Annotated in this window: 25 protein-coding genes; 16 read left to right on the top strand and 9 right to left on the bottom strand. The window is 59.8% G+C overall.

All coding sequences use genetic code 11. The annotated features are described in order from the left end of the window. Positions 1–103: 103 nt before the first annotated feature. The 4 genes from cml to J3P73_RS09350 all read left to right on the top strand — a co-directional run bounded on the left by cml (position 104) and on the right by J3P73_RS09350 (position 4,444). A complete protein-coding gene (gene cml, locus J3P73_RS09365; protein ID WP_207579900.1) occupies positions 104–1,291 on the top strand; it encodes a CmlA/FloR family chloramphenicol efflux MFS transporter in 1,188 nt (395 codons plus the stop codon). Positions 1,292–1,515: 224 nt separating this feature from the next. After that, entirely contained in the window at positions 1,516–2,478 is a 963-nt protein-coding gene (gene speB / locus J3P73_RS09360; RefSeq protein ID WP_018069440.1) for an agmatinase, read from the top strand. Between the two features lie 60 nt (positions 2,479–2,538). Beyond that, on the top strand, positions 2,539–3,471 hold the full coding sequence (argC, locus tag J3P73_RS09355) for an N-acetyl-gamma-glutamyl-phosphate reductase (protein WP_130691052.1): 933 nt from the start codon (positions 2,539–2,541) through the stop codon (positions 3,469–3,471). A gap of 181 nt (positions 3,472–3,652) precedes the next feature. Further along, entirely contained in the window at positions 3,653–4,444 is a 792-nt protein-coding gene (locus J3P73_RS09350) for a sulfite exporter TauE/SafE family protein (RefSeq protein ID WP_018069438.1), read from the top strand. A gap of 25 nt (positions 4,445–4,469) precedes the next feature. Here the strand turns inward: J3P73_RS09350 and J3P73_RS09345 are convergent, their stop codons facing one another. After that, positions 4,470–5,573 (bottom strand): COX15/CtaA family protein, encoded by a 1,104-nt coding sequence (locus J3P73_RS09345; RefSeq protein ID WP_018483580.1) that lies wholly within the window; start codon positions 5,571–5,573, stop codon positions 4,470–4,472. Positions 5,574–5,688: 115 nt separating this feature from the next. Here J3P73_RS09345 and J3P73_RS09340 point away from each other — a divergent pair, with 115 nt between their 5' ends. Then, on the top strand, positions 5,689–5,898 hold the full coding sequence (locus J3P73_RS09340; RefSeq protein ID WP_018483581.1) for a DUF2842 domain-containing protein: 210 nt from the start codon (positions 5,689–5,691) through the stop codon (positions 5,896–5,898). A 223-nt stretch (positions 5,899–6,121) separates the two neighbouring features. After that, positions 6,122–7,360, top strand: coding sequence for a GNAT family N-acetyltransferase (locus tag J3P73_RS09335; RefSeq protein WP_207579899.1), 1,239 nt, complete (start codon positions 6,122–6,124; stop codon positions 7,358–7,360). A 4-nt stretch (positions 7,361–7,364) separates the two neighbouring features. On the opposite strand, the gene J3P73_RS09330 is transcribed toward J3P73_RS09335, so the two are convergent. After that, positions 7,365–9,545, bottom strand: a complete 2,181-nt coding sequence (locus tag J3P73_RS09330) for a GumC family protein (protein WP_130655165.1) — start codon at positions 9,543–9,545, stop codon at positions 7,365–7,367. 190 nt (positions 9,546–9,735) lie between these two features. Between J3P73_RS09330 and J3P73_RS09325 the strand changes: the two genes are divergently transcribed. The 4 genes from J3P73_RS09325 to J3P73_RS09310 are packed head-to-tail and all read left to right on the top strand — an operon-like array spanning position 9,736 to position 14,342. Next, positions 9,736–10,311, top strand: a complete 576-nt coding sequence (locus tag J3P73_RS09325) for a polysaccharide biosynthesis/export family protein (RefSeq protein ID WP_130681477.1) — start codon at positions 9,736–9,738, stop codon at positions 10,309–10,311. 3 nt (positions 10,312–10,314) lie between these two features. Then, positions 10,315–11,484, top strand: coding sequence for a glycosyltransferase family 4 protein (locus J3P73_RS09320; protein ID WP_024321140.1), 1,170 nt, complete (start codon positions 10,315–10,317; stop codon positions 11,482–11,484). A gap of 57 nt (positions 11,485–11,541) precedes the next feature. Next, entirely contained in the window at positions 11,542–13,104 is a 1,563-nt protein-coding gene (locus J3P73_RS09315; protein ID WP_018069431.1) for an undecaprenyl-phosphate glucose phosphotransferase, read from the top strand. After that, complete coding sequence (locus tag J3P73_RS09310) at positions 13,101–14,342, top strand: O-antigen ligase family protein (protein ID WP_130691054.1); 1,242 nt, start codon at positions 13,101–13,103, stop codon at positions 14,340–14,342. Before J3P73_RS09315 ends, J3P73_RS09310 begins: the two co-directional genes overlap by 4 nt. Positions 14,343–14,370: 28 nt before the next feature. On the opposite strand, the gene J3P73_RS09305 is transcribed toward J3P73_RS09310, so the two are convergent. The 3 genes from J3P73_RS09305 to J3P73_RS09295 form a co-directional block, all read right to left on the bottom strand. Next, positions 14,371–15,204 (bottom strand): carbohydrate ABC transporter permease, encoded by an 834-nt coding sequence (locus J3P73_RS09305; protein WP_020397377.1) that lies wholly within the window; start codon positions 15,202–15,204, stop codon positions 14,371–14,373. Beyond that, complete coding sequence (locus J3P73_RS09300; RefSeq protein ID WP_130665472.1) at positions 15,204–16,097, bottom strand: carbohydrate ABC transporter permease; 894 nt, start codon at positions 16,095–16,097, stop codon at positions 15,204–15,206. Before J3P73_RS09300 ends, J3P73_RS09305 begins: the two co-directional genes overlap by 1 nt. Before the next feature lie 125 nt (positions 16,098–16,222). Further along, a complete protein-coding gene (locus J3P73_RS09295; RefSeq protein WP_018069427.1) occupies positions 16,223–17,560 on the bottom strand; it encodes an extracellular solute-binding protein in 1,338 nt (445 codons plus the stop codon). Between the two features lie 177 nt (positions 17,561–17,737). Between J3P73_RS09295 and J3P73_RS09290 the strand changes: the two genes are divergently transcribed. From J3P73_RS09290 to J3P73_RS09275, 4 genes are all read left to right on the top strand, one after another. After that, positions 17,738–18,352 (top strand): GNAT family N-acetyltransferase, encoded by a 615-nt coding sequence (locus J3P73_RS09290; protein ID WP_020397376.1) that lies wholly within the window; start codon positions 17,738–17,740, stop codon positions 18,350–18,352. A gap of 551 nt (positions 18,353–18,903) precedes the next feature. Continuing rightward, positions 18,904–20,085 (top strand): ROK family transcriptional regulator, encoded by a 1,182-nt coding sequence (locus J3P73_RS09285; protein WP_130691056.1) that lies wholly within the window; start codon positions 18,904–18,906, stop codon positions 20,083–20,085. 85 nt (positions 20,086–20,170) lie between these two features. Beyond that, a complete protein-coding gene (locus tag J3P73_RS09280; protein WP_018483592.1) occupies positions 20,171–20,464 on the top strand; it encodes a helix-turn-helix domain-containing protein in 294 nt (97 codons plus the stop codon). A gap of 74 nt (positions 20,465–20,538) precedes the next feature. Further along, on the top strand, positions 20,539–20,688 hold the full coding sequence (locus J3P73_RS09275; protein WP_012756918.1) for a hypothetical protein: 150 nt from the start codon (positions 20,539–20,541) through the stop codon (positions 20,686–20,688). Here J3P73_RS09275 and J3P73_RS09270 read toward each other — a convergent pair. Next, positions 20,685–20,897 (bottom strand): hypothetical protein, encoded by a 213-nt coding sequence (locus tag J3P73_RS09270; RefSeq protein WP_003558379.1) that lies wholly within the window; start codon positions 20,895–20,897, stop codon positions 20,685–20,687. The genes J3P73_RS09275 and J3P73_RS09270 overlap by 4 nt on opposite strands. 196 nt (positions 20,898–21,093) lie before the next feature. Here J3P73_RS09270 and J3P73_RS09265 point away from each other — a divergent pair, with 196 nt between their 5' ends. Continuing rightward, on the top strand, positions 21,094–21,327 hold the full coding sequence (locus J3P73_RS09265; protein ID WP_075224197.1) for a DUF982 domain-containing protein: 234 nt from the start codon (positions 21,094–21,096) through the stop codon (positions 21,325–21,327). Between the two features lie 6 nt (positions 21,328–21,333). Here the strand turns inward: J3P73_RS09265 and J3P73_RS09260 are convergent, their stop codons facing one another. Continuing rightward, the gene (locus J3P73_RS09260; protein ID WP_018069421.1) at positions 21,334–21,552 is read right to left on the bottom strand and encodes a hypothetical protein; all 219 of its coding nucleotides are present in this window, start codon (positions 21,550–21,552) and stop codon (positions 21,334–21,336) included. 539 nt (positions 21,553–22,091) lie between these two features. Here J3P73_RS09260 and J3P73_RS09255 point away from each other — a divergent pair. Next, positions 22,092–22,724: a class I SAM-dependent methyltransferase gene (locus J3P73_RS09255; RefSeq protein ID WP_130691060.1), complete on the top strand. Its 633-nt coding sequence runs from the start codon at positions 22,092–22,094 to the stop codon at positions 22,722–22,724. A 207-nt stretch (positions 22,725–22,931) separates the two neighbouring features. Here the strand turns inward: J3P73_RS09255 and J3P73_RS09250 are convergent, their stop codons facing one another. Both J3P73_RS09250 and J3P73_RS09245 read right to left on the bottom strand, forming a co-directional pair. Continuing rightward, complete coding sequence (locus J3P73_RS09250) at positions 22,932–23,339, bottom strand: DUF2721 domain-containing protein (protein WP_245002722.1); 408 nt, start codon at positions 23,337–23,339, stop codon at positions 22,932–22,934. A gap of 55 nt (positions 23,340–23,394) precedes the next feature. After that, positions 23,395–24,054, bottom strand: coding sequence for a hypothetical protein (locus tag J3P73_RS09245; RefSeq protein WP_130691062.1), 660 nt, complete (start codon positions 24,052–24,054; stop codon positions 23,395–23,397). Positions 24,055–24,102: the final 48 nt, after the last annotated feature.

Below are 24,102 nucleotides of genomic sequence, written 5' to 3'. Positions count from 1 at the left end.
GCAACAACTCTGCCCTGTTGTTGCGGCGTCTGTCCGGCCAATCCCGATACTGATGAAGAGACAGATCGCCGCCGAATGAAATCATTTGAGCGGGTTCTTTCCCATGTCTTATCCCAAAATCCAGCCCTGGACCTATTCGCTGCCGGCAGCCTTGCTGCTGATGGCACCGTTCGACATCCTGGCTTCGCTTGCCATGGATATCTATCTGCCGATCGTGCCGGTCATGCCGGAGGCGCTCGGCACTTCGCCGTCCGTCATCCAACTGACCCTCAGCCTCTACATGCTCGTGCTCGGTGTCGGCCAAATGGTCTTCGGCCCAATTTCCGATATTGTCGGACGACGGCCCGTCCTGCTTGGAGGTGCTGCACTCTTTGCCGCTTCATCCTTCCTGCTTGCCGGCTCCTCGTCGGCGCCGATCTTTATGGTCTTGAGATTGCTGCAGGCAGTCGGCGCGTCGGCGACCCTCGTCGCAACTTTCGCCACAGTGCGTGACGTCTACGCCGGGCGTCCCGAAAGCAGCACGATCTATAGCGTTCTCGGCTCCATCCTCTCTTTCGTGCCCGCACTCGGCCCGATCATCGGAGCCCTGATCGCGGATCGCTTCGGCTGGCGCGCCATCTTCCTCGTCATCGGCCTCCTTTCGGTTGCCACCCTTTTCAACGCCAGCATGCGGTGGCACGAAACCCGCCCTGCCGTCACCGCGAAGATCGCTCTCCGCCCGATCCTTACAAGCCTTCCCTTCTGGGTTTATACGGGCGGCTTCAGCACGGCGATGGGCGCCTTCTTCGTCTTCTTCTCGACGGCACCCCGTGTCCTGATCGATAGAGCGGGTTTCTCCGGCATCGGCTTCAGCGTCGTCTTTGCCACGGTGGCGCTGGTGATGATCGTGACGGCGCGTTTCGCCAAACGCTTCGTCATGCGCTGGGGCATTGCAGGCAGCCTTGCCAGAGGCATGGCAGTGCTGCTTTTCGGCGCCGTGCTGCTTGTCTTCGGAGAGTTGTTTCTGCAGCCTTCCCTCGTCAGCTTCGTCGTGCCGATGTGGATCATCGCAATCGGCATCGTCGTTGCGACGGCGGTCACCGCCAACGGCGCGCTCGACGCCTTTGGCGACACGGCAGGAACTGCGGTCGCGCTCTATTCCTGCGTCGCGAGCATCATCGTCGGCTTTGCCGGAACCTTCTTCGTGATTCTGCTCGGCAGTGACAGCGCCTGGCCGCTCGCGGGCTATGTCTCAGCGACGGCGCTGACGACGCTGGCTGGATTGTGGTGCCTGCGGGGGCCGGCCAGATAGGCAGCGGACAAATGACGGTCGCTCGATGATAACGAGCGGCCGTCGTCCGAACGATTGCTTGAAATCTGTTCCCACCTCGCCTACCCCTTTCTGCGCGCGGGAGATCGGCCAATTTCTTCGCGAGAGACCCGCCGCCCAACGCTCTGGCGTCGAACGGCGATCCTGCAATGCAGTGTCCGTATCGGACGCGACTATGGTTTTGCGACCGGAAAAAGGAGCATGACTTGGCGAACAGATCGATTGACCACGCCTTCACGGCAACCAGCCTCACCTCCGCCGCCAGCGATCCGACCTTTGCCGGTGCCCTGTCCTTCATGCGCCGCCGCTTCACCAAGGAGCTCACCGGCGTCGACGTCGCCGTCTGGGGCATTCCCTTCGATGCCGCGACCTCGAACAGGCCGGGCACACGTTTCGGGCCACAGGCGATCCGGCGCGCCTCGGCGATCTTCGACAATGATGCGCAATATCCCTTCAACCGCGACCTCTTCGCGGAAATGGCGGTGATCGACTACGGCGATTGCCTGCTCGATTATGGCAATCATCAGGACACTCCAGCCGCTATCGAACGCCAGGCGAATGTCATTCTCGACAGCGGCGCCTTCCTGCTGACGCTCGGCGGCGATCATTACGTCACCTGGCCGCTGCTGAAAGCCCATGTGGCAAAACATGGGCCGCTGGCGCTCGTGCAGTTCGACGCCCATCAGGACACCTGGTTCGACGAGGAACGTCGCATCGACCATGGCTCTTTCGTGGCGCGGGCCGCCCGCGAAGGCATTATCGATCCCGACCGCTCGATCCAGATCGGCATCCGCACCCATGCGCCGGAGGATTGCGGCGTCAATATTCTCTACGGTCACCAAGTCGAGGAGATGAGCGCCAGCGATATCGCCTCGGCGATCATCTCCCATACGCGCGGGGCGCCGGCCTATCTCACCTTCGATATCGATTGCCTCGATCCTGCCTTTGCGCCGGGCACCGGCACGCCGGTTTCAGGCGGACCGTCAAGCGCCAAGATCCTCTCGGTGCTGCAGCGTCTGCACCAGCTCGATATCCGCGGCGCCGACATCGTCGAGGTATCGCCGCCCTACGATCATGCCGATATCACCGCCATTGCGGGGGCAACGGTCGCAATGTATATGCTGGGGCTTCATGCGGAGCGACGCGCCATCGCCGTGTCACAAGGCTGACCTATTATCCTCAAACTGAATCCGGAAACCTTCAGAACCCATTGAAAGCGCAGGTTTAACATGGCACCGAAAATCTTCATCGACGGCGAACACGGCACGACGGGTCTGCAGATCCGCACGCGCATGGCCGGCCGCCGCGATGTCGAGCTTCTGTCCATACCCGAAGCCGAGCGGCGCAACGCCGCCATGCGCGAGGACATGCTGAACAGCGCCGATATCGCCATTCTCTGCCTGCCCGACGATGCATCGAAGGAAGCGGTGCAGATGGTTTCGGCCAACAACAATGTGCGCGTCATCGACACCTCGACCGCCTTCCGCGTCAATCCCGGCTGGGCCTATGGCTTTGCCGAAATGGACGGTGCGCAGGCCGACAGGATCCGGGCCGCCCGTTTCGTCGCCAATCCCGGCTGCTATCCCACGGGAGCGATCGGCCTCATCCGGCCGCTGCGCGCCGCCGGCATTCTGCCGGACGGCTATCCGATCACGGTCAACGCGGTCTCCGGCTATACCGGCGGCGGCAAGCAGATGATCGCGCAGATGGAAAACCCGGATCACCCGGATGCGATCACCGCGCCGCATTTCCTCTACGGCCTGCCGCTCACCCATAAACACGTGCCCGAGATGACCGTGCACGGCTTGCTCGATCGCGCACCGATCTTCTCGCCGTCGGTCGGCAAGTTCGCGCAGGGCATGATCGTGCAGGTGCCGCTGCATCTCGACGTTCTCGCCGAGGGCACGACGATGGAAAGCATTCATGCCGCACTCGTCGCCCATTATGCCGGCCAGGATATTGTCAGTGTCGTGCCGCTGGCCGAAAGCAAGGCCCTGTCCCGCGTCAACGCCGTCGAGCTCGAAGGCAAGGACACGATGAAGCTCTTCGTCTTCGGCACATCAGGTGCATCGCAGGTGAACCTCGTGGCGCTGCTCGACAATCTCGGCAAGGGTGCCTCGGGCGCTGCTGTGCAGAACATGGACCTGATGCTCGCGTCGTGAGGCGCGACCGGCAGCCGCGTGGATGCCGCTTGAGCTTGTGTCGATGTCTTCATCAGGATCTTTCTAGCGGCCGTTTGCCTCGGCGGCCGTTGCATGGCTTTCGGCTCGATCATCGATGATGATTGGGCTATGAGAGCGAGACCCTCCTCGCTGCCAATCCCGAATCACGGAGCCTGACGTCATGACGCTCGATGCGCTTATCGCTGGCGTAAGCGCATGGTTTGCCGCCGCCCTGCCCGATCATGGCATCTATGCGCTGATGACGTTTGCCTTCATCGCCGGGCTTGCCCGCGGCTTTTCGGGCTTTGGCGCCGCATTGATCTTCATTCCGCTCGGCGGCGCGATCGTTGGGCCGAAGCTGATCTCGCCGATCCTGCTCGTCATCGACGGCATTGCGGCGCTTGGGATGATCCCTTCCGCCTGGCGCGGCGCCAACCGACCCGAGGTCTTCGTCATGGCGGCGGGGGCCGCCCTCGGCGTGCCGGCCGGCACGGCGATGCTGGCGCTGCTCGACCCGATGCTCTTGCGCTGGAGTATCACGATCATCGCCATCTGCCTGCTTGCGCTACTGGTATCGGGATGGCGCTATCACGGGGAGGCGTCCGCACCGCTCACCAGCGGCATCGGCCTGATCGCCGGGCTTTTCAGCGGCGCCGCGCAGCTCGGCGGACCGCCGGTCGTCGCCTACTGGCTTGGCGGCAAAAGCGACTTCACCCGCGTCAGGGCGAATGTCGTTCTCTATTTCTCGATCTCGTCTGTTTTCAGCGCCATCAGCTATTATGTCGGCGGACTGTTCGTGCCTGCCGTCTTCGCGCTCACCGCCGTCATCCTGCCGAGTTATGCGGTCGGGCTTTACGGCGGCTCGAAACTGTTCGGGCTTGCCGAGGAGCGGACCTTCCGCATCGCCTGCTACATCCTGATCGCCGCCGCCGCGATCATCGGCATGCCGCTGCTCGACAGCGTGCTGCGGTAGATCCGCCCCGAGAGGGCCGCTCGCTTCAGTCGCGTTCGGCGATCATCGTCCCGTGCGGATATTCGCCGTAAAAGCCGCGCCAGTTGGCGACGGCGAAGCCGAAAACCACAAGCGCACCGGCCTGGTGCAGCAGGCCCCAGTGAAGCGGCACCTGCATCAGCAGCGTGGCTATGCCGATCGCTGCCTGCAGCGTCACCAGCGCGAAGAGCAGGACGGCTCGGCGTGCATGGGTGGTCCAAGGTGCTGCGCGAAGGGCGATCACCATGTTGATCAGCGTCAGTGCGAACAGCGTATAGGCGCCGATGCGATGGATGAACTGCACCGTCTTCGGGTTCTCGAAGGCATTGATCCAGAAGGGCTGCTGGATCAGCAGATCGGAGGGAATGACGGCGCCATCCATCAGAGGCCAGGTATTGTAGGAAAAACCGGCGTCGAGGCCCGCCACCAGCGCGCCAAGATAGATCTGGAACAGCGCAAAAATGGCGATCGCGGCGGCAAAACCGCGCGAGCTTCGTGCCGGCGCCGGATCGTCGGAATGTCTGGAGAGACCGCGCATGATCCACATGCAACCGGCAAAGATCAGGCAGGCCATGACAAGATGCGTTGCGAGCCTGTACTGGCTGACGTCGGTGCGGACGGACAGGCCCGAGGATACCATCCACCAACCGATAAAACCCTGCAGGCCGCCGAGCGCCAGGATGCCGACGAGCGGCCAGCGCAGACGTTTTTCGATCCGCCCCGTCAGCCAGAAATAGATGAGCGGCAGCGCGAAGATCACGCCGATGCCGCGGGCGATCAGCCGGTGCGCCCATTCCCACCAGAAGATGCCTTTGAACTCATCGACGGTCATGGAGTCGTTCAGCTGCTGAAATTCGGGAATGCGCTGGTAGAGGCGGAATTCCTCCTCCCATTCAGCAGCCGACAGCGGCGGGATGACGCCGTGGATCGGCTTCCATTCCGTGATCGACAGACCGGAATTGGTCAGCCGCGTGGCGCCGCCGACGAGCACGAGACAGAAGAGCGCCAAAAGCACGAAACCGAGCCAGAGGCGCAAGGCGCGGCGGTCGCGGTTCTGCTTGCGCACTTCGCTCAGGATCGCCTGTTCCGTGGTCGGGTTTGCGACGGCCATGATGTCTCCTTCTATCCGGCAGTTGATTTGCCCCACCGGCTCATGCAAAACAAGCCCCGAACCTTTGCGGCATGCCGTCGCGCCGGTTCGACCCGTCCATGCCGAGAGATAACCGATGCCCGTACGCCTCCGCAAATTCATCGGCACGATCCTCATCATCGTGCTCGTGCTCGTCTATGCGCTGGTGGCGAATACGATCGCGGTGGCAACGCTTGGCAATGCGCCCTGGTGGGGACATCTGCTCTACTTCCTGCTCACCGGCCTGCTATGGGTCTTGCCGGCGATGGTGATCATCAAATGGATGGCCGGCCCCCCGCAGCGCTAAAGCGCGTCGCGATCTTTCAGATTCGCTTGTCGCGCTTTAGGTCTTTGTTTTTACGCATGTCGTTGTCGCAAAACCGCTGCACACTTTTGTGCGACATGCTTTAGGGCCATTAACGGCCGAATAACCGTGATCTGCGGAAAACCTCGCCCATCGGGTGCGGTTAAACCAAATATACGTCTGCCATACCTACCTTCCCGTTCAGCATTCTTGACCGGAGAAAACCGTGCAGACGCAAAAGCTCGATGTCCATGAACAGCCGTCCGACAACGCGCTGGCCGATACGGCCATTTCGCGCCTGCGCCAGCTGAGCATGAAACTCGCCATGGCTGAAATCGACATCGAAGTCTTCGACACGATGCAGCCGCTTGAGGACGAGTGGCGGGCGCTGGAGCGCGACAATCTCCAATCACTCCATCAGAGCTACGACTGGTGCGCCGCCTGGGTGAGCGCTTTCCAGCGGCCGCTGGCGATCCTCAAAGGCATCCACGCAGGCCAGACGGCTTTCATTCTGCCGGTCGAAATCGTCAAGTCCCGGGGGCTCGCCATCGCGAAGTTCATCGCCGCCGATCACAGCAACATCAATACAGGCCTTTTCTCCGAGGATTTTGCAGAAAGCGGCGGGACCATCGATACCGGCAAGTTCGCCGGCCAGCTTCAGCAGGCGCTCAAGGGCCGGGCCGATCTGCTACTGCTGCAGAACATTCCGCTGGAATGGCGCGGGCGAGAGAGCCCGCTTAAGGGGCTGCCGATGGTGCAGAATCAGAATCACGCCTATCAGCTGCCGTTCCTTCCCGCTTTCGAGGACACACTGAAGCAGCTCAATGCCAAGAACCGGCGCAAGAAATTTCGTGTTCAGTCGAAGCGCCTCGAGGCGGCCGGCGGCTTCGAATATGTCGTTCCCGAGACATCGGAAGAACAACACGGTCTGCTCGATATCTTCTTCCGCCTGAAGAGCGCCCGCTTCGCCAGCCTCGGCCTACCCGACGTCTTCGCCAACAGGGAAACGCAGGCTTTCCTGCACGGCCTGCTCGACAAGCTGGATGACAGCAAGCAGTATTTCGGGCTGCAGATGCATGTGCTCCGGCTCAAGGGCGCGCATGAGGGTAAGATCGCCGCGATATCAGGCATCTCGCGCAAGGGCGACCACATCATCTGCCAGTTCGGCGCGATCGACGAAGAGCTCGTGGCGGATACGAGCCCCGGCGAATTCCTCTATTGGCAGACCATTTCGGGATTGCATGGCAAGGCTATCGCGCTTTTTGATTTTGGCCTCGGCGACCAGACCTACAAGCGCTCCTGGGCGCCGATCGAGACCGCACACTACGACGTGGTGCTGCCGGTTTCGCCGTTCGGTGTGATCGCCGGCGCCGCACACCGGATCGTCACCCGCGGCAAGGCGCATATCAAGGCGCGCCCGAAGCTCTATAAATTCGCCCAGGGCATCCGGGCACAGATCGGCTAACCGTTCAAGCAGCCCGGCCGAGTGTCTGCTCGACCCCTTCGCCGCCCGACATCAGCACGACGCGCCCATAGCCTGCAGCCTGGAATTCCGTCATCAGCGCAACGAAGATGGTCTCCTCGACCTCAGGCAGCGAGAGGATGATCTCGACGTCCCGGCTGCGCGTCAGCCGCGAGACGCCGGCGACATCGGCCGAACCGCATTCGACCACCACGAGGTCGTAGGCGGCGGCGAGTGCATCGAGCAGCAACGACAGCCTGTCGACACCGCGCATAGCGCGGCGCACATCGCTCTGGCCTTGAGGGATGAGATGGGCATCGGAAAGGCGGTCGCCGTGGATCGTATCGCCGAAGGCGGCCTCGCCGCAAAGCAGATCGGTGACACCGAGAGCGGCCTGGTCCTCGGCCATCAGTTCTGTGGGGTAGCCGGAACCGGTCATGTCGATCAGGATGACGCGACGGCCGGCGTCGGCGAGCATGCGGGTCAGCGAAACCGTCGCCGCCGAGCCATTGTCGCCGGTCGGAGATATTGCGATTGCCAGCGGCGCGCGGCTGCCGGTGAGATAGTCTGCAACTGAGGCGACGGAGAATTCATTCTCGTCCTCCGGCTCGTCCTCTGGCACCTCCTCGGCGGCCTTCACGTCCTCGATCGTATCCTCTCCGTCCGCGACAACGGCAAGCATGCTCGGCTGGACGGGCTTTCTGGCGGCAGCGGCGGTCGGAGCGGCCTTAGGCACATGCTTCTCCTCGACGACCGCTTCTGCCTCGATTGCCTCCAGGGCCGCATCTGTCGGGCGGAGCGCCCGGCCGCTGAAGAGTTCGGACAGCATGATGACGATGGCGCTGATGATCAGCGTCGCGACGGCAGCGACGACGACGATCGGCACTACCTTCGGGAAATAGGGATCGACCGGCTCGACGGCCCTGGAAACGATACGGGCGTCCGCTGGGCTCGAATTGCTGTCGGCGCGGGAGGCGGCCTCGCGGTAGCGCACCAGATAGGTTTCGAGCAACTGGCGCTGGGCGTTCGCCTCGCGCTCCAGCGCATTCAGACCGACCTCGTCCTCGCCGGCGCGGGCGCTGTTGGCTTGCGCAGTGTCGGACTGGCGTTCCAGTTCGTTCGCCCTCAGATCCGCAACCTTGGATTCATTCTCGATGCTCGCCAGGATCTTCTGCGTCTCCTGACGGATCTGGGTGCGGATATCGGAGAGCTGAGCGCGCAGGCTTTTCAGCCGCGGATGGTTGTTGAGAAGGCTGGTCTGCAGATCGGAGATCTGCGACTGCAGGCCGGATTCCGTCCCCTTCAGCCGCTGGATCGCCTGTGAGGACATGATGTCCGGCAGCGTATCGAAGGCCTCGCCCGAGGACAGTGCGTTTCGCACCGCCTGCGCCCGCGCCTCGGCATTGGCCTTGTCGCCCCGCACGCGGGTCAGCTCGGCGGAGATATCGTTCAATTGCTGGGCCGGAAAAGTGGTCGTGCCGTTCGTCTGCAACAGCCCGTGCGACGTGCGATATTCGGCGACCTTCTTCTCGGCTTCGCTGACCTTCTGGCGCAGGCCCTCGATCTCCGGCTCCAGCCAGCGGGTCGCCTCGGAGTTGGAATCGAGCTTGGCGCCGCTCTGGGTCGAAAGATAGACGTTCGCCATGGCGTTCGGGATGGCGGCCGCGAGCTTCGGGTCCTTGGAGGTGAAATTGATGCCGATGACGCGTGAACCCGGCACCTGATAGACCTGCAGGCGTTCGACGAACGCGTCGATGACGCGCTCTTCCGGCGGGTTCTCCAGCGGGTTCTTCTTCAGATGCAGCTTCACCAGGATACTGCTCATCGCCGAGCCGCTGGCGGCATCGTCGAATTCCGGCAGGTTATAAAGCTTCAGGTCGTTGATGACCTTCTTGAGGAGATCGGCCGATTGCAGAAGCTGCACCTGGCTGGCGATGTTCAGTTCGTCCATCAGCGGACCGGCGCTGGCGTCGTTGATCTGCTGGGTGCTGGCGAAGGCCGGCGCACGGGGTTCGATGAGGATGCGTGTTTCGCTGCGATATTGCGGCGACATGATTTTGGCGCCGGCAAAGGCGACGCCCGCGCCCACGAGCGTGATTGTCAAAATCCGCAGACGGCGCGCCCAGACCGCACGGACCAACTGGCCAAGGTCTATGTCCACATCCTGATCACGAGCTACGCCGGACATGCTCTTACTCCACAACAAAGGTGCCGTAAGCGTAAACGACCATGGTAACTCAACGGTTAATGACAAGCTTGCCAAGAAATGAGCGATGATCGATCAAGGAAACCCGGAAATTACAAGCGCCCTTTACCGGGCATTAACCCTAACGGATCGATAACGACTTCACCGAGTTCATTTTTGTGAGCACAAACGGATGTCTTTCGTCCAGCCCAAGATCCTTTTGGCCCTGAGCCTTGCAGCCATGACGGCAGCACTGGGCGGCTGCACGACGTACAAGCCGGCGCCGAAGGCTTTCAACGAAGCCACTATCCAACCCTATACGCTGGACAGTGGCGATCGACTGCGCATCACCGTTTTCGACCAGCAGAGCCTGACCAACACCTATACGGTGGATCAGGCCGGCTATGTCGCCTTCCCGCTCATCGGCCAGGTCCCTGCCCGCGGGCGAACCCTGCAGCAACTCTCGGGGCAGATCGCCCAGAAACTGCAACAGGGCTATCTTCGCGATCCCGATGTCACCATCGATGTCGATCGCTACCGTTCGGTCTTCATCATGGGTGAAGTCGGCCAGCCCGGCCAGTACGCGTATGTTCCCGGCATGACGGTGCAGAATGCCATCGCCGTTGCCGGCGGCTTCAGCAGCCGCGCCAACCAGCGTATGGTCGATGTCACCCGCAAGATCAATGGACAGGTGCTGACCGGCCGCATCAACATATCGGGGCCGATCATCGCAGGTGACACGATCTACGTTCGCGAACGGCTTTTCTGAGCGATGGCAAATCAGCAGCCGCTCCGCATCCTCCATTGCTTCAGGTCGCCGGTCGGTGGAATTTTCCGCCATGTTCGCGATCTCGTCGAGGAGCACAGCAAGGCGGGTCATGAAATCGGCATCCTCTGCGACAGCTCGACCGGCGGCGAGTACGAGGACAGCCTGTTCGACGATATCCGTCCCTATCTCTCGCTCGGCCTGACACGCGTCCCGATCCGGCGCTCGATCAGCCCGTCCGACATTGCGACGATGTGGGATACATATAAGAAAATCAAAAGTTTGCGGCCGGATGTGCTGCACGGACACGGCGCCAAGGGCGGCGTGCTCGCGCGACTTGCCGGCTCAGCGTTGCGGGTGAACAGGTATCGCGTAGCCCGCCTCTATACCGCGCATGGCGGAAGCCTGCATTATTCGCGCTCCACGTTCAGTGGACAGTTCGTCCTCAGGATGGAGCGCCTGCAGGAATATTTCACCGATGCGCTGGTCTTCATCTGCGAATACGAGCGTGACATCTATGCGCGCAAGGTCGGCCGACCGCGGACGAAGACAAGACTAATCTACAACGGCATCGGCGAGCGCGATTTCGAGCCGATCCCGACCCGCTCGGATGCCGTGCATTTCATCTATGTGGGAATGCTTCGGGACCTCAAGGGTCCCGATCTGTTTGTCGATGCCTTTGCCAAGACCGAACGGCTGCTCGGCAGGCCGCTGTCAGCGCTGATGATCGGCGACGGACCGGACCGCGACCGCTACCGCGAGATGATGGTCGAACGCGGCCTTGGCAAACGCATCGGCATGCTGCCGGCAATGCGGGTCCACGAAGCCTTCTCCATGGCGCAGAACCTCGTCGTTCCCTCACGCGCCGAAGCCATGCCCTACATCGTGCTCGAGGGGCTCGGCGCCGGCAAGACGATCATCGCAAGCCGTGTCGGCGGCATTCCCGAGGTGCTCGGCGCGGACAGCGCGGCGCTGGTGGAGCCTGGCAATTCCGATGATCTCGCCCGCGTCATGGCGGAAACGCTGAGCACGCCCGACTGGCACGCCAGGACGATGCCGAAGCCCGAAGCGGTGAAGGCGGTGTTTTCTTCCGCCGTCATGGCACGCGATGTCCTGAAATTGTACCACGAGTTGGTCAATCCCGCTGCCGACCAAGCAATGCCCGCCGCCTCGTAAATATTTCTTAGGGGCTTTCTGCTATTTCGCTTGGGTAACAACGAGCGATGAAACCCCATGAACAAGCTGGAAAAAGGCGATCAATTCGACGTGGACGCACTGCGCAAGCAGGTTTCCGACATCGAGGTGCGCGGCGAAGCGGGTCAGGAGAAGCCTTCTGATCCGACTGAGATCAACCCCTACGCCCGGCAGATCGCCGAACAGTTCCGTGACGGAACCCGTTCGCCAACGATCATCATCGGGCAATTGCGGCTGCTCGAATTCCTGGCGCTCTTTGCGATAGCTCTGATCACCTATTGTTTCAGCCCCGGCGACGGCGGCGATTCCCCGTTGATGCGGGCGGGCATGGCGGCGATTGCCTCGGCCTTGACCGTCATCAGTCTGCAGCTTGCCGATACCTACACAATTCCGGCACTTCGCTCCAAGCTGCGGCTGATACCGCGCATCCTCGTTGCGTGGACGATCGCGTTTGTCCTCACCACCGGCCTGTTCGTACTTCTTCGCGGCACGACATCGCCGATGGTCGATGCCTATATCGTCTGGTTCGCTGCGGGCGCTCTCTTCCTCGCTGCCGAGCGCTTCCTCGTCGCCTACGGCATCCGCAACTGGGCGCGCAACGGCATCATGGAACGCCGTGCCGTCATCGTCGGCGGCGGCGAGCCGGCCAAGGATCTGATCCGCGTCCTCGAACAGCAGGCCGATAACGACATCCGCATCTGCGGCATCTTCGACGACCGCGGCGAGAAGCGCTCGCCGATCATGGTCGCCGGTTATCCGAAACTCGGCACCGTCGCCGAACTCGTCGAATTCGTACGGCTGACGCGCATCGACATGCTGATCATCGCCCTGCCGCTGTCGGCCGAGGCCCGTATCTACGACCTTTTGAAAAAGCTCTGGGTTCTGCCGGTCGATATCCGCCTTGCCGCGCATGCCAACCGGCTTCGCTTCCGGCCGCGCGCCTATTCGCATGTCGGCTCGGTGCCGATGCTCGACATTTTCAAGAAGCCGATCCGCGATTGGGATTCCGTCGCCAAGCGCGGCTTCGACATCTTCTTCACGCTCGTCGCACTGGCGTTGCTCTGGCCGATCATGGTCGCGACCGCGATCGCCATCAAGGCGACGTCGGAAGGCCCGGTCTTCTTCATGCAGAAGCGCCACGGCTTCAACAACGAAATCATCAACGTCTTCAAGTTCCGCTCGATGTACACCAACATGGCCGACCCCACGGGCAAGGCCGCAGTCACCAAGGGCGATCCGCGCGTCACCCGCGTCGGCCGTTTCATCCGCAAGACCTCGATCGATGAACTACCGCAGCTTTTCAACGTGCTGAGAGGCGATCTCTCGCTCGTCGGCCCGCGTCCGCATGCCGTTCTCGCCCAGGCGCGCGACCGCGCCTTCGGCGATGTCGTCGAGGGTTATTTCGCCCGCCACCGGGTCAAACCCGGCGTCACCGGCTGGGCACAGATCAACGGCTGGCGCGGCGAAGTGGACAATGACGAGAAGATCAAGTTCCGCACCGCTTACGACCTCTATTACATCGAGAACTGGTCGCTCTGGTTCGATCTCAAGATCCTGTTCCTGACGCCGATCCGGCTGCTCAACACGGAAAACGCCTATTGAGCGCGATCGAGGCGACATATCCCCGTGTCGCCCAACCGCAGCGGATGACGCTGCGCCTGATCGGCTCGGCTTTTGTCGCCTTCGGTGTGTTCCTCTCCGGTTTCGTGATCGACGAGCCGGCGCCCTATGAACTCTGGATGGCCGGGCTGATCGGCCTCTGGTTCATCCTGGGCCTCCGGATATCGCGCGGCGTGGCGCCGCTGCTCGCCCTTTTGCTCACCTTCAATATTGGCGGCATGCTGTCGCTGACGCAGATGAAGGACCTGGCGACGGCGCCGATTTATATCGCGGTGTCGACCTTTCTGGCGCTGACGGCGGTGTTCTACGCGGCGATCATCGAAGACAGCCACAAGCGGCTGCCGCTGATCTTCAACGCTTGGACCTTCGCCGCCGTCGCCACCTCCGCGCTCGGCATACTCGGCTATTTCCACGCCTTTCCGGGCGCGGAAATCTTCACACTCTACGACCGCGCCAAGGGCGCCTTCCAGGATCCGAATGTTTTCGGCCCCTTCCTGGTGCCGCCATCGCTCTATCTCGTCCACGGTATCCTGGTCGGCGACCTGAAGAGATCGCCGCTGAAGGCTGCCGCCCTGCTCGTGCTTGCGCTCGGCATCTTCCTCTCCTTTTCCCGCGCCGCCTGGGGGCTCTTCGCGCTTGGCGTGGTGCTGCTGATCTTCATCATGCTGCTGAAGGAGCGCAGCGGCGCTTTTCGCCTGCGAGTCCTGGTCCTGTCGCTGGCGGCGATCATCATGTTGGTCGCCTCGCTGCTGGTGGCGCTGCAGATCCCAAAGGTCGCCGAACTGTTTTCGGCGCGCGCCCAGCTGGTGCAGCAATATGACGGCGAACATCTCGGCCGTTTCGAGCGCCACCGGATCGGCTTCACCATGATGATGGAGCGCCCGCTCGGCATCGGCCCGCTGGTGTTCGGCACGATGTTTCCCGAGGACGAGCACAATATCTGGCTGAAATCGCTTACTTCCTATGGGTGGCTCGGCTTCATCAGCTATGTCGGCATGCTTCTCTGGACGCTGGCTCTCGGCTTTCGAAACCTGTTGCTCGACCGGCCGTGGCAGCCCTTCCTGATGATCGCCTGGATCTCGGTTCTCGGCCATGCGACAATCGGCAACGTCATCGACATCGACCACTGGCGCCATGTCTATCTGTTGCTTGGCACGGTCTGGGGCTGCGCGGCGCTGGAAGTGCGCCACAAGCGCGAGCGAAGACGTGGAGCGGTGTGAGACTTTGCCCGCCGACCGCATCGGCTGTCTATTTCGTCGCTCCTGCCGTCAGGCCAGCAATGAACCGTCGCTGGAAAACCAGATAAGTCACGATGAGCGGGAAAATCACGATCACCGCGCCGGCGGTCAGAACCGGTGTGTTGACGGTATAACGCCCTTGGAAAAACAGCATGCCGAGGGGCAGCGTCCGATAGGCGTCGTCGTTGACCAGAATGAACGGAATGAGAAACTCGTTCCAGGTCCATATGAACAGAAACAGCGCCAGTGTCGACATTGCCGGCACCATGAGCGGGATAACGATCTTGCGCAGGATATAGAAGCGTCCGGCGCCATCGAGAACTGCCGCTTCGAGAACTTCTTCCGGCAGTTGCTGCATCGCGCTGGCGAGGAAGATCGTTGAGAATGGAATCGACATGGCGATCTGCGGCACAATCAGAGCCGCATAGGTATTGATCAATCCGAGATACCGCATTTCATAATAGAGCGGGATGATGAAGGCTTCCGCCGGCACCATCATGCCGAGGGTCAGGATAGCGAACAGCGTACGCCGCAGCGGAAATGACAGGTATGCGAAGGCAAAACCGGTCAGCAGGCCTAAAAAGACGCTTGCAGCAACGACGGGTATGACAACGATGATCGAATTCCAGAAGTAAATGTTGAAATGTCCGGCATTCCAGGCATCGACGTAATTTTCGAAATGTGGGTATGCCGGCAACGCGAATGCACCCTGCAGAACGTCAGCCTTGCTCTTTATTGAGGTTAGAAGCAGGAGCAGGAAGGGGATGATCGTGACGAATGCCAGAAGCCAGAGGACAATGCGGAGGAATAGCGGACCGGCGGAAATGTTAGATGAACGGCTCATCAAGCCAATCCTTTATGCTTCGATCCTACAAATCGGTGAATTGCATAGTTGATTACGAATGTGAGTATCGCGCCGACAATGGCGATGGCCGCCGCGGCGCCGAACCGATTGAGCTCGAAGCCGAGCTGATACATGTAGATATTCGGCACGAGCGTAGCGTTGGCGGGTCCGCCCCGGGTCATTGTAAAAATCAGGTCGAAGCTTTTGATCGACGCTATGACCGTCAAAAGCAAAACCACCCTTATTTCCGGCAACAGAAGCGGCAGCGTTATCCAGAAAAAGGTTTTTCGCGCCGACGCACCATCGACCTTGGCAGCGTCGAAAAGAGACGGGTCGATGCGCTGGATTCCGGTCAGGAAAATGACCATACAAAAACCAAAGAAATACCAGGTGGCAACGATCCCGACGGCGGGAAGAACAAAATTGAAATCTCCCAGCCACGGGAGTGCGAAGGCGCCTAACCCTACTGCTCTGAGAAACTGATTGAACGGGCCGAATGCAGGATTGTAGAGCCACGCCCAGATGATGCCCAACACGGCAGTCGGCATGATATAAGGCAGGAACAAGAACGTACGCAGGGCGAGTTGTTCGCGTTGCTTCAGATTCCAGACGCAAGCAGCAAGAGCGATACCGAGCACGAGCGGCAGGACACAGTAGAAGATCATAAGCTCGGCATTGTTACGCAAGGCAATATAAAAACGACTGTCAGAAAAGAGATCGGCGTAATTGCCCAAACCAACCCATTTGGGCATGGTCAAGCCGTCCCAGCTGGTCAGGCTCAAACCCAAAGCCGCGAGGATCGGTCCAAAGACAAAAGCCGCGTAGAACAGCAATCCAGGCAATAAATAGATAAAATTGGTATGTTGCGAGCCATCAAGTGCGGAGCGTTTCATCCAGTACTCCATAAAGCCAAAGCGGTGGTCATCGCGCAGCAAGCCGATCGCAATGTTCATTTGTTTGGATCGACGAGACGCAGGTCACGACCGCGGGGGACGGCCGTGACCTGCGCCCGCAATCTTTATTTCTTGTCCTTCAGGTAGGCCTGATAATCCTTGTCCATAGTATCGACAAAGGCTTCGGGCGTGATATTGCCGGACAGAAGAAGCGGCGTGTTGTCGTCTATAGTCTTCAGCATCGTTGGGCTCGACCAATCGGGGTAATGGCCGAGAGCGTCGTTTGCGTTGAGTGTCTTCCACATTTCGATGCCGGAGCTGAGGAGCGGCGTGAGCTTTGGCTTTGCGTCAGCCGCGAGCGAAGTTGCCGGGAGATAGCCAGCATTGGCCCAGGTTTCAGCAGCCTTTTCTGAGACCATATAGTCGATATATGCGCCGGCTACGTCCTGTGTCGGCTTAGTTTTGGCAAGGCTCGTTATCGCCCAGGCAAGATCCACGCCCCCGACACTCATGGGCTTGGAAATACCTTTCGGGGCGGGAATGGCCATAAAGCCGATATCCGGATTGTGCTGCATGTCACCGAAATACCAGGTCCCGGAGATAAGGAACGCGCCCTGCCCGGAAATGAAAAGCTGGACGGCGTCGTCACCCGAGATGCCTTCGAAACCGGGGAAAAAATAACCGCCCTGTGCCCACTGCTGCACGAGTTTGGCGGATTCGATGTTCCCCTTGGTGTTCCAGGAGCCGCCCCGGCCGTAAATCAGGTCGTCAAGCTCGGCGCGATTGCTCGCGTCGATATGTGCTTGGTCGATGGCGCCGATCATGTGCAGGGCCAGATGCTGCTTTGCCGAGCCCATCATGAAGGGCGGAATGCCCTTTTCCTTCAGCTTGTCGAGATCGGCCAGAAGCTCCTCGAAGGTTTGCGGCAGCGCTACTCCCGCATCGCCGAGGATCTTTTTATTGTAGTAGAGGCCAACGATCTCGCCGAGGCCCGATATGCCGTAGGTCTTACCGACCCCAAATTTTCCATCCTCCCAGCGATCTCGAGCAAGCACGGAATCCGACTGGAGCTTATCCCAGCCATATTGTTTGATGTAGTCGTCGACCGGCAGGAGCAATCCCTCCTTGACCATCGCCCCCATGTCACCGGCACCCTGGTTGACTTTCGTGATGACCGGGCCATCACCTGCCGAAACCGCAAGCTTCAACGTCAACTTCATGTCATCAAAGGTGCGGGCGGTGCGTTTGATCGTGACGCCGGGATGGGCAGCTTCGAACTCCTTGTTAAGCTGCTCTATAACCGCACTCTGGCCTTCATAGGTTTGGTCATCCCACACAGCCAGGTCGTCAGCGCGCGCAGCTGCCGAAAGGCCAAAACTCAAAAGCGCCGCGCCAGCAAGCGCGACAGCTGCTTTCAATCGGTATGCCGGCAGTATGCTGATCGATTTCACGGTTCTGTTCATCTGCTCCACCTCATCTGGTTTATTCTCCACTCTCCGCCCAGGCCTTGTGCTAAGCACCGGCCGAACGTTTTCTTCCCCCAGAGCTTTGCCTGGCTGGCGAATCTGAGGTAATCGTCAATGCATCTGCTCCTCTCGCGACCTAAAATGACCAAGCGCCACGCAGGAGGTGGCAAAGTGATGGACACCAGCTGCTTCATCCGCCCCGCGATTGAAGCGGATATCGACGCTCTTTTCGACATCTGCCTGAAAACCGCGAATGGCGGTCAGGATGCCAGCGCGCTTTATAGCGACCCGCGTCTGCCCGGCTACATCTGGTCGGTACCCTACCTCAAGTTCGCCAAAGACTTTGCCTTTGTTCTCGTTCAGGACGGCCGGCCGGTCGGCTACGTTGTAGGGGTGCCGGACACCGGCGGATTCGACAAAGACTTGCAAACAAACTGGTGGCCGTTCGTCCGCCAGCAGGTTGCGGGACTGGCACCCACCCGTCTGCGCGACGCCGACGTGATGGAACGAATTCAAAATCCGCGCAGCGGAACGGCGTGGCTTCAAGACGAGTATCCGGCGCATCTTCACATCAACATCCTTCCCGGACTTCAGGCAAGCGGTTGGGGGCGCAGGATGATCGACACGGAGCTTCAAGCGCTTCGGAATCACGGGGTCGGAGCCGTGCATCTCGGGGTCGACCCAAACAACGAACGCGCCAAGGGTTTCTACCGTCACCTTGGCTTTTCCGAATTCGAGCGAGATGGCTCCGTCGCCTTTGCCATGCGGATTGATCAGGGATTGGGTTGAAGCATTTCCTGGTTTCTCCGAGGCACGGAAAGGCCCTATCTCATAAGTATGAGAGCCCTTGATTGGCGAAAATCTCACACGCCCAAAGCTGCCTGCCCCGCACAAGGCGAGATCAGCGGACCCGGCTGGATGAACGTCCGCCTGAAGGCCTGGTGCCATTGTCGGCAGTAAAACAGGTTGCTCGTCGGAAAGCTGTCCATCAATCGAGGGCTTCATCATGAGCAGATCCCCGGCAGCCAGGTTCAAGGAGTCGGCGGAACGCGAGAAAGGAAATAGCCGGGTAAGCCTAGGCCAGTTCCTCTTCGAGCGATCTTGACGGGTGCACGGCTAACCAGACGATACGTATGGCGCATACTCTACTCGACCCTCTTTATTTCATCGCGCATTTTCATCGCACGTTAATCCAAAGCCTACAGCTGGCCTCCCATTTGTCAAGGACATAGACAAATTGTCTGCTTCGATGTATTGAATTCCGATTAGTCGCGATAGTTGTGAACTCAATATCGCCCCATTAAGTATGTGCTCCGAACTAATTGGACTGAGCTAGCCGGATGGCAATGACATCTTCTGTCGCACAGACTCCGATCGCACGAAAAATTTCAACCAATGCCGTCATCCGAACCGTGTTCGCGAACGGGTCGATCTCTCGCGCCGATATTGCCAAGCTAACCGGCCTATCAAAGCAGACGATTTCCGATGTCGTGCGCGACCTTGAGGATGACGGCTGGCTGAAGCCAGTCGGGCAGACTGACGGTCGCCCGGGCCGGAATGCGATCACCTATGAAATCAATGCCAGGGCGGGACTGGCCATCTCTATCGATCTCGGGAGCACCAAGATTGCCGCGGCTATTTGCGATCTGTTGGGGAATGTGGTTGCTGAAACCAAAGTATCCACCGACCCGCGCGGTGGAATGCATCTCGTCAATCAGTTCAGCGATCTTATCATGGAACTCGCGTCTGCGGCCGGGACGAGTGCCGACAAACTGCGTCTCGTCGTTCTAGGCAGTCCCGGTGTGCTCGATCCGGCCACCGGACATATCAATGTAGCGCCAAGCATCCCCGGCATCGACGCAATCAATCTGCGGCAAGTCTTCAGCGACAGAATGGGTATACCCGTGATCGTTGAAAATGATGTCAACCTGGCCGCGCAAGGGGAGAGATGGCGGGGACACGGTGTCGAAACCAGCAATTTTGCTTTCGTTGCTCTCGGAACGGGTGTCGGCATGGGCATCATCGCCAACGGAGCTCTATTGCGCGGCGCGCGTGGGGCGGCCGGCGAAATCGCCTATCTTCCGATCGGCGGAGATGCTTTTGATCCTGGCGGATTTACGCTTGGAACCTTTGAGAGTGCGGTCGGCAGCGTCGCGATGTTGCGCCGCTACGTCGGTTTCGGCGGGCGTAACGCATCCACCGTGGCCGATCTCTTCGCCGCGTTTAATGCAGGAGAAACAAGCGCGGCGGCTGCAATAGAAGAGACGGCAAGGCTGGTCGCAGTCGCCATTGCGGCAATCGGAGCAGCCCTCGATCCTGAACTGGTGATCACCGGTGGCAGCATCGGCGCAAGACCGGAACTCGTAAACGCCATCCGCGGTTTCCTGCCGCGTTGTACACCTTATCCGCCGCGCATCGAGATCAGTCGCTTTGGGAACCGGGCCGCCCTGATGGGAGGAATGGGGATCGCGGTCGAGCGCATGCATGACGATCTATTCGGTGTAAAATTGAGGGAAGTTTGAAGAGCGCGTGCCTTAGGCACCAAAACCGCCCAGCGTGAGAGCGTGGCCACTTGAGAAGCGCTGGAAATGCGCTAGATTTTCCATCATGATAACAGCAACGCAGATACGCGGCGCGCGCGCCATGATCGGAATGAGCATCGAAGAGCTCGCCGCCGCCAGCGGCCTGCCGGTCGAGACCGTGAGAGCGCTGGAAAACGGCGAATTCGCCGGCGAGCCGCACGCGCTGTTCGATGTGCGCAGCACGCTCGAGGCCAACGGCATCATTTTCCTGTCAAGCGGCAATCAGGATGAAGGCGGCCCCGGCATCCGGTTGCGCGCCCGCACCTCCAGCGATGACGGCATCCGGCCCGAAAACCTCAACGCCGCCAACGACGACTGACGGAACCAATCGGCCGCCCGGGCGTTTCACCGTCCCACAACATATCGGGCCTATAACATATCGGGGACAGTCTCTTGAACCGCAGCAATGGTCTCTACGTCATCATCGGCGTACTTGTCGTCGCCGTCATCGGCCTCGGCGCCTATATCTTCCACGAGGAAAGCAAGCCGCAGGGAATCGAGATGAGCATCGGCAAGAACGGTGTCTCGATCGAGCAGAACTAGAGATAGGTTTTTGCAAGATCCGCGAGTTTGCCGCCATCCTTCACGCCCTGCCTGTAGAGCTGAATGATGACCGCACCGATCCGCTCGGCCTCCGGCGTCGTTTTGACGAGGCCGCGTTCGTCGCAGACCTTGTCGAGCACCTGCGAAAGCAGATCGAGATCTTCCGAAAATAGCGGTAAATCATGCGGATGAATTGATGATCGTAACATCACGCCGCATATCCTCCGAGGGCAAACGCATCCACGCTTGCATCGCCGGCCGCCCTCCGCAACCGGCATAAAGCCATTATGCGCGAGGGCCTGAACTTTAGCAACTGCGCAAATTTCAGCGGGACAAAATTATGGAACAAAATTTTTTCCCGCGCGTTTTGACCGCGTTTTGTGGCAGGAATCAGTGAGTGCAGACGTGAGTGAAAAACGCTTTCCCTCCCCCGTCCGGGTCCTTTCTCCAAACAGCAGCCTGATCGTTTCGACTGTCTGGGAGGCCGTCGAATATCTGAAAAAGTGGCCGAGCAAGCGTGGGCGCGATTATCGCATTGCGCGCCAGCACTGCCTGGATGCGCTCGACGGACTGCGCAGCCCGCGCGCAGCACAGGCTTCCTTCGTCACGGCAGCGAAAACGGCAGGATTGCTGGTTTAAGACCGATTAGCCGCTACGGCCGCCGGCGGCGATGAGCTGGGGATGGATGGAACCTTCCATGATCACCTTGGCGGTAACCTCGATCACCCGCTCCTCGGCGAGTTCGGCGAGCGCGAGGGCGACATCGCCCTCCGACCAGCCGGCTTTGACGGCCTCGTCCGACAGAGCCTGGAACGCGTTGGCGAGGCTCTGCCTGCAAGTTAGATTGTGCTTCATATCCGCCATGCGCTCGCACTAGGCTATCTGTGACAGGGATGATGTTAATCTACACAAGTTCGCGAGAATGCGAAGAGGTTTCAGATTTTTTTCAATTCAAAATTGGTTTATTCACTTCTAATCTTGGTATAACCTTAACAAAAATCAGCAAATACCGTCCATCCCAACTGATGGAGTACCAAAAAGAACTAAAGGATTTATTTGCGATGCACCTTCAAAGGGTATTTCATCGCTTTATTTAGTTTAAATGGTCGAAACGAGCGGAGCCGGATGCAACGGGCCTTTGAACCACGAGAATGCGGCAAACCTGATCGCGGGCCGTTTTCAGCATCTTCAGGGCACCCTGTCAATCAGCTTCGGGATCCGGCGGGCGAGCGTCGGGCGTGCTGGAGAATGTCTCGCGCTGTCGGTGCTGGCAATCGGCAGTGACGCTTAGTCGCCACGAACGCCTTCGGCGTTAATCACCGTAATACCACAACGACACCACACTCCCGTCAAAGTCCGCCGTACCATTGGCGGCTCACTTCTTCAGGTTTTCAGGAGGTAAAATGTCTATCGAACTGGACGCTACTACCTATATACACGCCAAACCGGCGACCGCCCATTCCTATATTCTGCCGGCCGTTGTCGATGTTCTCGAGAACAGTTTCCAGGAGGCAAGAGAAACAGCGGTCTTCGACCTCGGTTGCGGCACCGGCGGTGCTGCAGCCGTGCTTGCGGAAAAGGGCTATGACGTCGTCGGTGTCGATCCCTCGAAGGACGGTATCGCGAAAGCGAGAACGGCCCACCCCGATCTTCCGCTGGAAATCGGTTCCGGCTACGAAGATCTTTCCAGCCGGTATGGGACCTTCGACGCGGTGATCAGCCTTGAAGTGGTGGAACATGTCTATGATCCCAAGGCTTTCTCGACCACCATTTATGATCTGGTGAAGCCTGGCGGCATCGCGGTCGTATCGACGCCTTTTCACGGCTACTGGAAAAATCTGGCTTTGGCCGTGAGCGGAAAAATGGATGACCATTTTATGCCTCTGAAGGACCATGGCCATATCAAATTCTGGTCTCCCGAAACGCTCAGCACACTGCTCGTCGAAACAGGCTTCGAAGGCGTCGACTTCGAATATGTCGGGAGGATTCCGCTCCTTGCAAAATCGATGATCGCGATCGCTCAGAAACCGCACTGAAAGCGATCGAAGGCCCACCGTCCTTTGCAATGGCGGCGCTATAGCCTCGCCTGCAACATGAACAACTGACATTTCGTTCGGCACGTTCGGCGCCCGTTTTAGCATTTCTGCCGATGCCTCGTTCCGTTTTCCGCCGCTAATTTAGATTAGTGAAGGCGAGAGGGCCTTGAGCAATTCGGCGATCAGCGCAACTGACGGTCGTCGTGCTCACCTTGCGACAGCCGGATGTCCTGCAGGAATCGGACGAGCGACCCCCGCCAGGAAGCAGAGTGCCGCAACAAATAGTACGGCGGCGCCTGGTTCGTGACGGTATCCCAAAAAGGCTACGACGAAGCCGAATAGGAGTAGGAGCGTCACGCCTATCCCTGACAGGACAGCCAGGTGCAATGCACTGTTCAATAGGCGCTCACGCCGCCTCAGCTCCCCGATTCCCTTCTTCAGCGGGGCTCGGGCGACGTCACTCTCGTGGATCTCACGGAGGTTTCTGATCCGCTCGGTGACGCCGGAAATCCGATTGACCAAAACCGCCACCATCGCCGCGGCGCCATTGAGCATGAACGCCGGCGCGACCGCGTGATTGATCATTGTTGAAAGCTGATCGGCTTCCACTGACATACGGGCACCTTCGATCCTTTCGGCACGAATGGACGACCGCGGCGCCGGCGAGGCGCTACGGAATGACATTGACTGCACGCGCAGCCACGAGCACGAGCGTCAGCAATGAAATGGCACTTTCGAGCATCATCAGCCCCTTCGCACGTCGGGCGAGTGGCAGCACGTCGGTCGGACTGAACGCGGTCGCCGTATTGAATGCGAGGGAAAGATAATCGATGTAGAGCGGCCGCCAGTCTGGCGACGCTAGTTCGGGAGCCGACGCCTGGGGAAACAGCCAGTCGGGTTTTCCCGCCATGCCACGCGCGATGCGCGAGGGGCCGCCCGCGTCGATCTGCCAATAGAGCAGCGAAAAGGTGAGAACGTTGGTGATCCAGATGGTAAATGACGACGTCAATAGCGACACTGATCGCGTCTCGGGCGGATGCACGGTGATGATTCCGACCATATCTCCGAGTTCCGCCGCCGTATTGCCTGCGTAGACACTGGCAAGCAGCATGATGGCGACATGCTCGATGCGCAGCCACATGGCCTTGTCGGTCGACACCGTCACCATGATCATTGGAACGATAGCTGCTACTAGGACCGCGTATGACACCCATCGCGGCATGGCATAGACGTGGTGCGGTAGCACCTCCAAAAGGGCGAACACCGCCAGGATCGCCATCACCGGAGGCCAGCGTGCTTCGTCACGACCTGCTTGGATGACATCGCTCATCGTCCCGCCCTTCGTCGGATATCGGATTTTGTCTTGAGAGGCGGCCTT

Source organism: Rhizobium ruizarguesonis (assembly GCF_017357285.1).
GTDB lineage: Bacteria > Pseudomonadota > Alphaproteobacteria > Rhizobiales > Rhizobiaceae > Rhizobium > Rhizobium ruizarguesonis.
The sequence above is the reverse complement of the archived record's forward strand: the minus strand, read 5'-3'. Positions and strand labels throughout refer to the sequence as shown.

Bases quoted from the DNA above. Each gene is read 5' to 3' on its own strand.
- cml (WP_207579900.1), top strand. From the start codon at position 104: ATGTCTTATCCCAAAATCCAGCCCTGGACCTATTCGCTGCCGGCAGCC.
- argC (WP_130691052.1), top strand. From the start codon at position 2,539: ATGGCACCGAAAATCTTCATCGACGGCGAACACGGCACGACGGGTCTG.
- J3P73_RS09350 (WP_018069438.1), top strand. From the start codon at position 3,653: ATGACGCTCGATGCGCTTATCGCTGGCGTAAGCGCATGGTTTGCCGCC.
- J3P73_RS09345 (WP_018483580.1), bottom strand. From the start codon at position 5,573: ATGGCCGTCGCAAACCCGACCACGGAACAGGCGATCCTGAGCGAAGTG.
- J3P73_RS09340 (WP_018483581.1), top strand. From the start codon at position 5,689: ATGCCCGTACGCCTCCGCAAATTCATCGGCACGATCCTCATCATCGTG.
- J3P73_RS09330 (WP_130655165.1), bottom strand. From the start codon at position 9,545: ATGTCCGGCGTAGCTCGTGATCAGGATGTGGACATAGACCTTGGCCAG.
- J3P73_RS09325 (WP_130681477.1), top strand. From the start codon at position 9,736: ATGTCTTTCGTCCAGCCCAAGATCCTTTTGGCCCTGAGCCTTGCAGCC.
- J3P73_RS09320 (WP_024321140.1), top strand. From the start codon at position 10,315: ATGGCAAATCAGCAGCCGCTCCGCATCCTCCATTGCTTCAGGTCGCCG.
- J3P73_RS09315 (WP_018069431.1), top strand. From the start codon at position 11,542: ATGAACAAGCTGGAAAAAGGCGATCAATTCGACGTGGACGCACTGCGC.
- J3P73_RS09305 (WP_020397377.1), bottom strand. From the start codon at position 15,204: ATGAGCCGTTCATCTAACATTTCCGCCGGTCCGCTATTCCTCCGCATT.
- J3P73_RS09300 (WP_130665472.1), bottom strand. From the start codon at position 16,097: ATGAAACGCTCCGCACTTGATGGCTCGCAACATACCAATTTTATCTAT.
- J3P73_RS09295 (WP_018069427.1), bottom strand. From the start codon at position 17,560: ATGAACAGAACCGTGAAATCGATCAGCATACTGCCGGCATACCGATTG.
- J3P73_RS09290 (WP_020397376.1), top strand. From the start codon at position 17,738: ATGGACACCAGCTGCTTCATCCGCCCCGCGATTGAAGCGGATATCGAC.
- J3P73_RS09285 (WP_130691056.1), top strand. From the start codon at position 18,904: ATGGCAATGACATCTTCTGTCGCACAGACTCCGATCGCACGAAAAATT.
- J3P73_RS09280 (WP_018483592.1), top strand. From the start codon at position 20,171: ATGATAACAGCAACGCAGATACGCGGCGCGCGCGCCATGATCGGAATG.
- J3P73_RS09270 (WP_003558379.1), bottom strand. From the start codon at position 20,897: ATGTTACGATCATCAATTCATCCGCATGATTTACCGCTATTTTCGGAA.
- J3P73_RS09260 (WP_018069421.1), bottom strand. From the start codon at position 21,552: ATGGCGGATATGAAGCACAATCTAACTTGCAGGCAGAGCCTCGCCAAC.
- J3P73_RS09255 (WP_130691060.1), top strand. From the start codon at position 22,092: ATGTCTATCGAACTGGACGCTACTACCTATATACACGCCAAACCGGCG.
- J3P73_RS09250 (WP_245002722.1), bottom strand. From the start codon at position 23,339: ATGTCAGTGGAAGCCGATCAGCTTTCAACAATGATCAATCACGCGGTC.
- J3P73_RS09245 (WP_130691062.1), bottom strand. From the start codon at position 24,054: ATGAGCGATGTCATCCAAGCAGGTCGTGACGAAGCACGCTGGCCTCCG.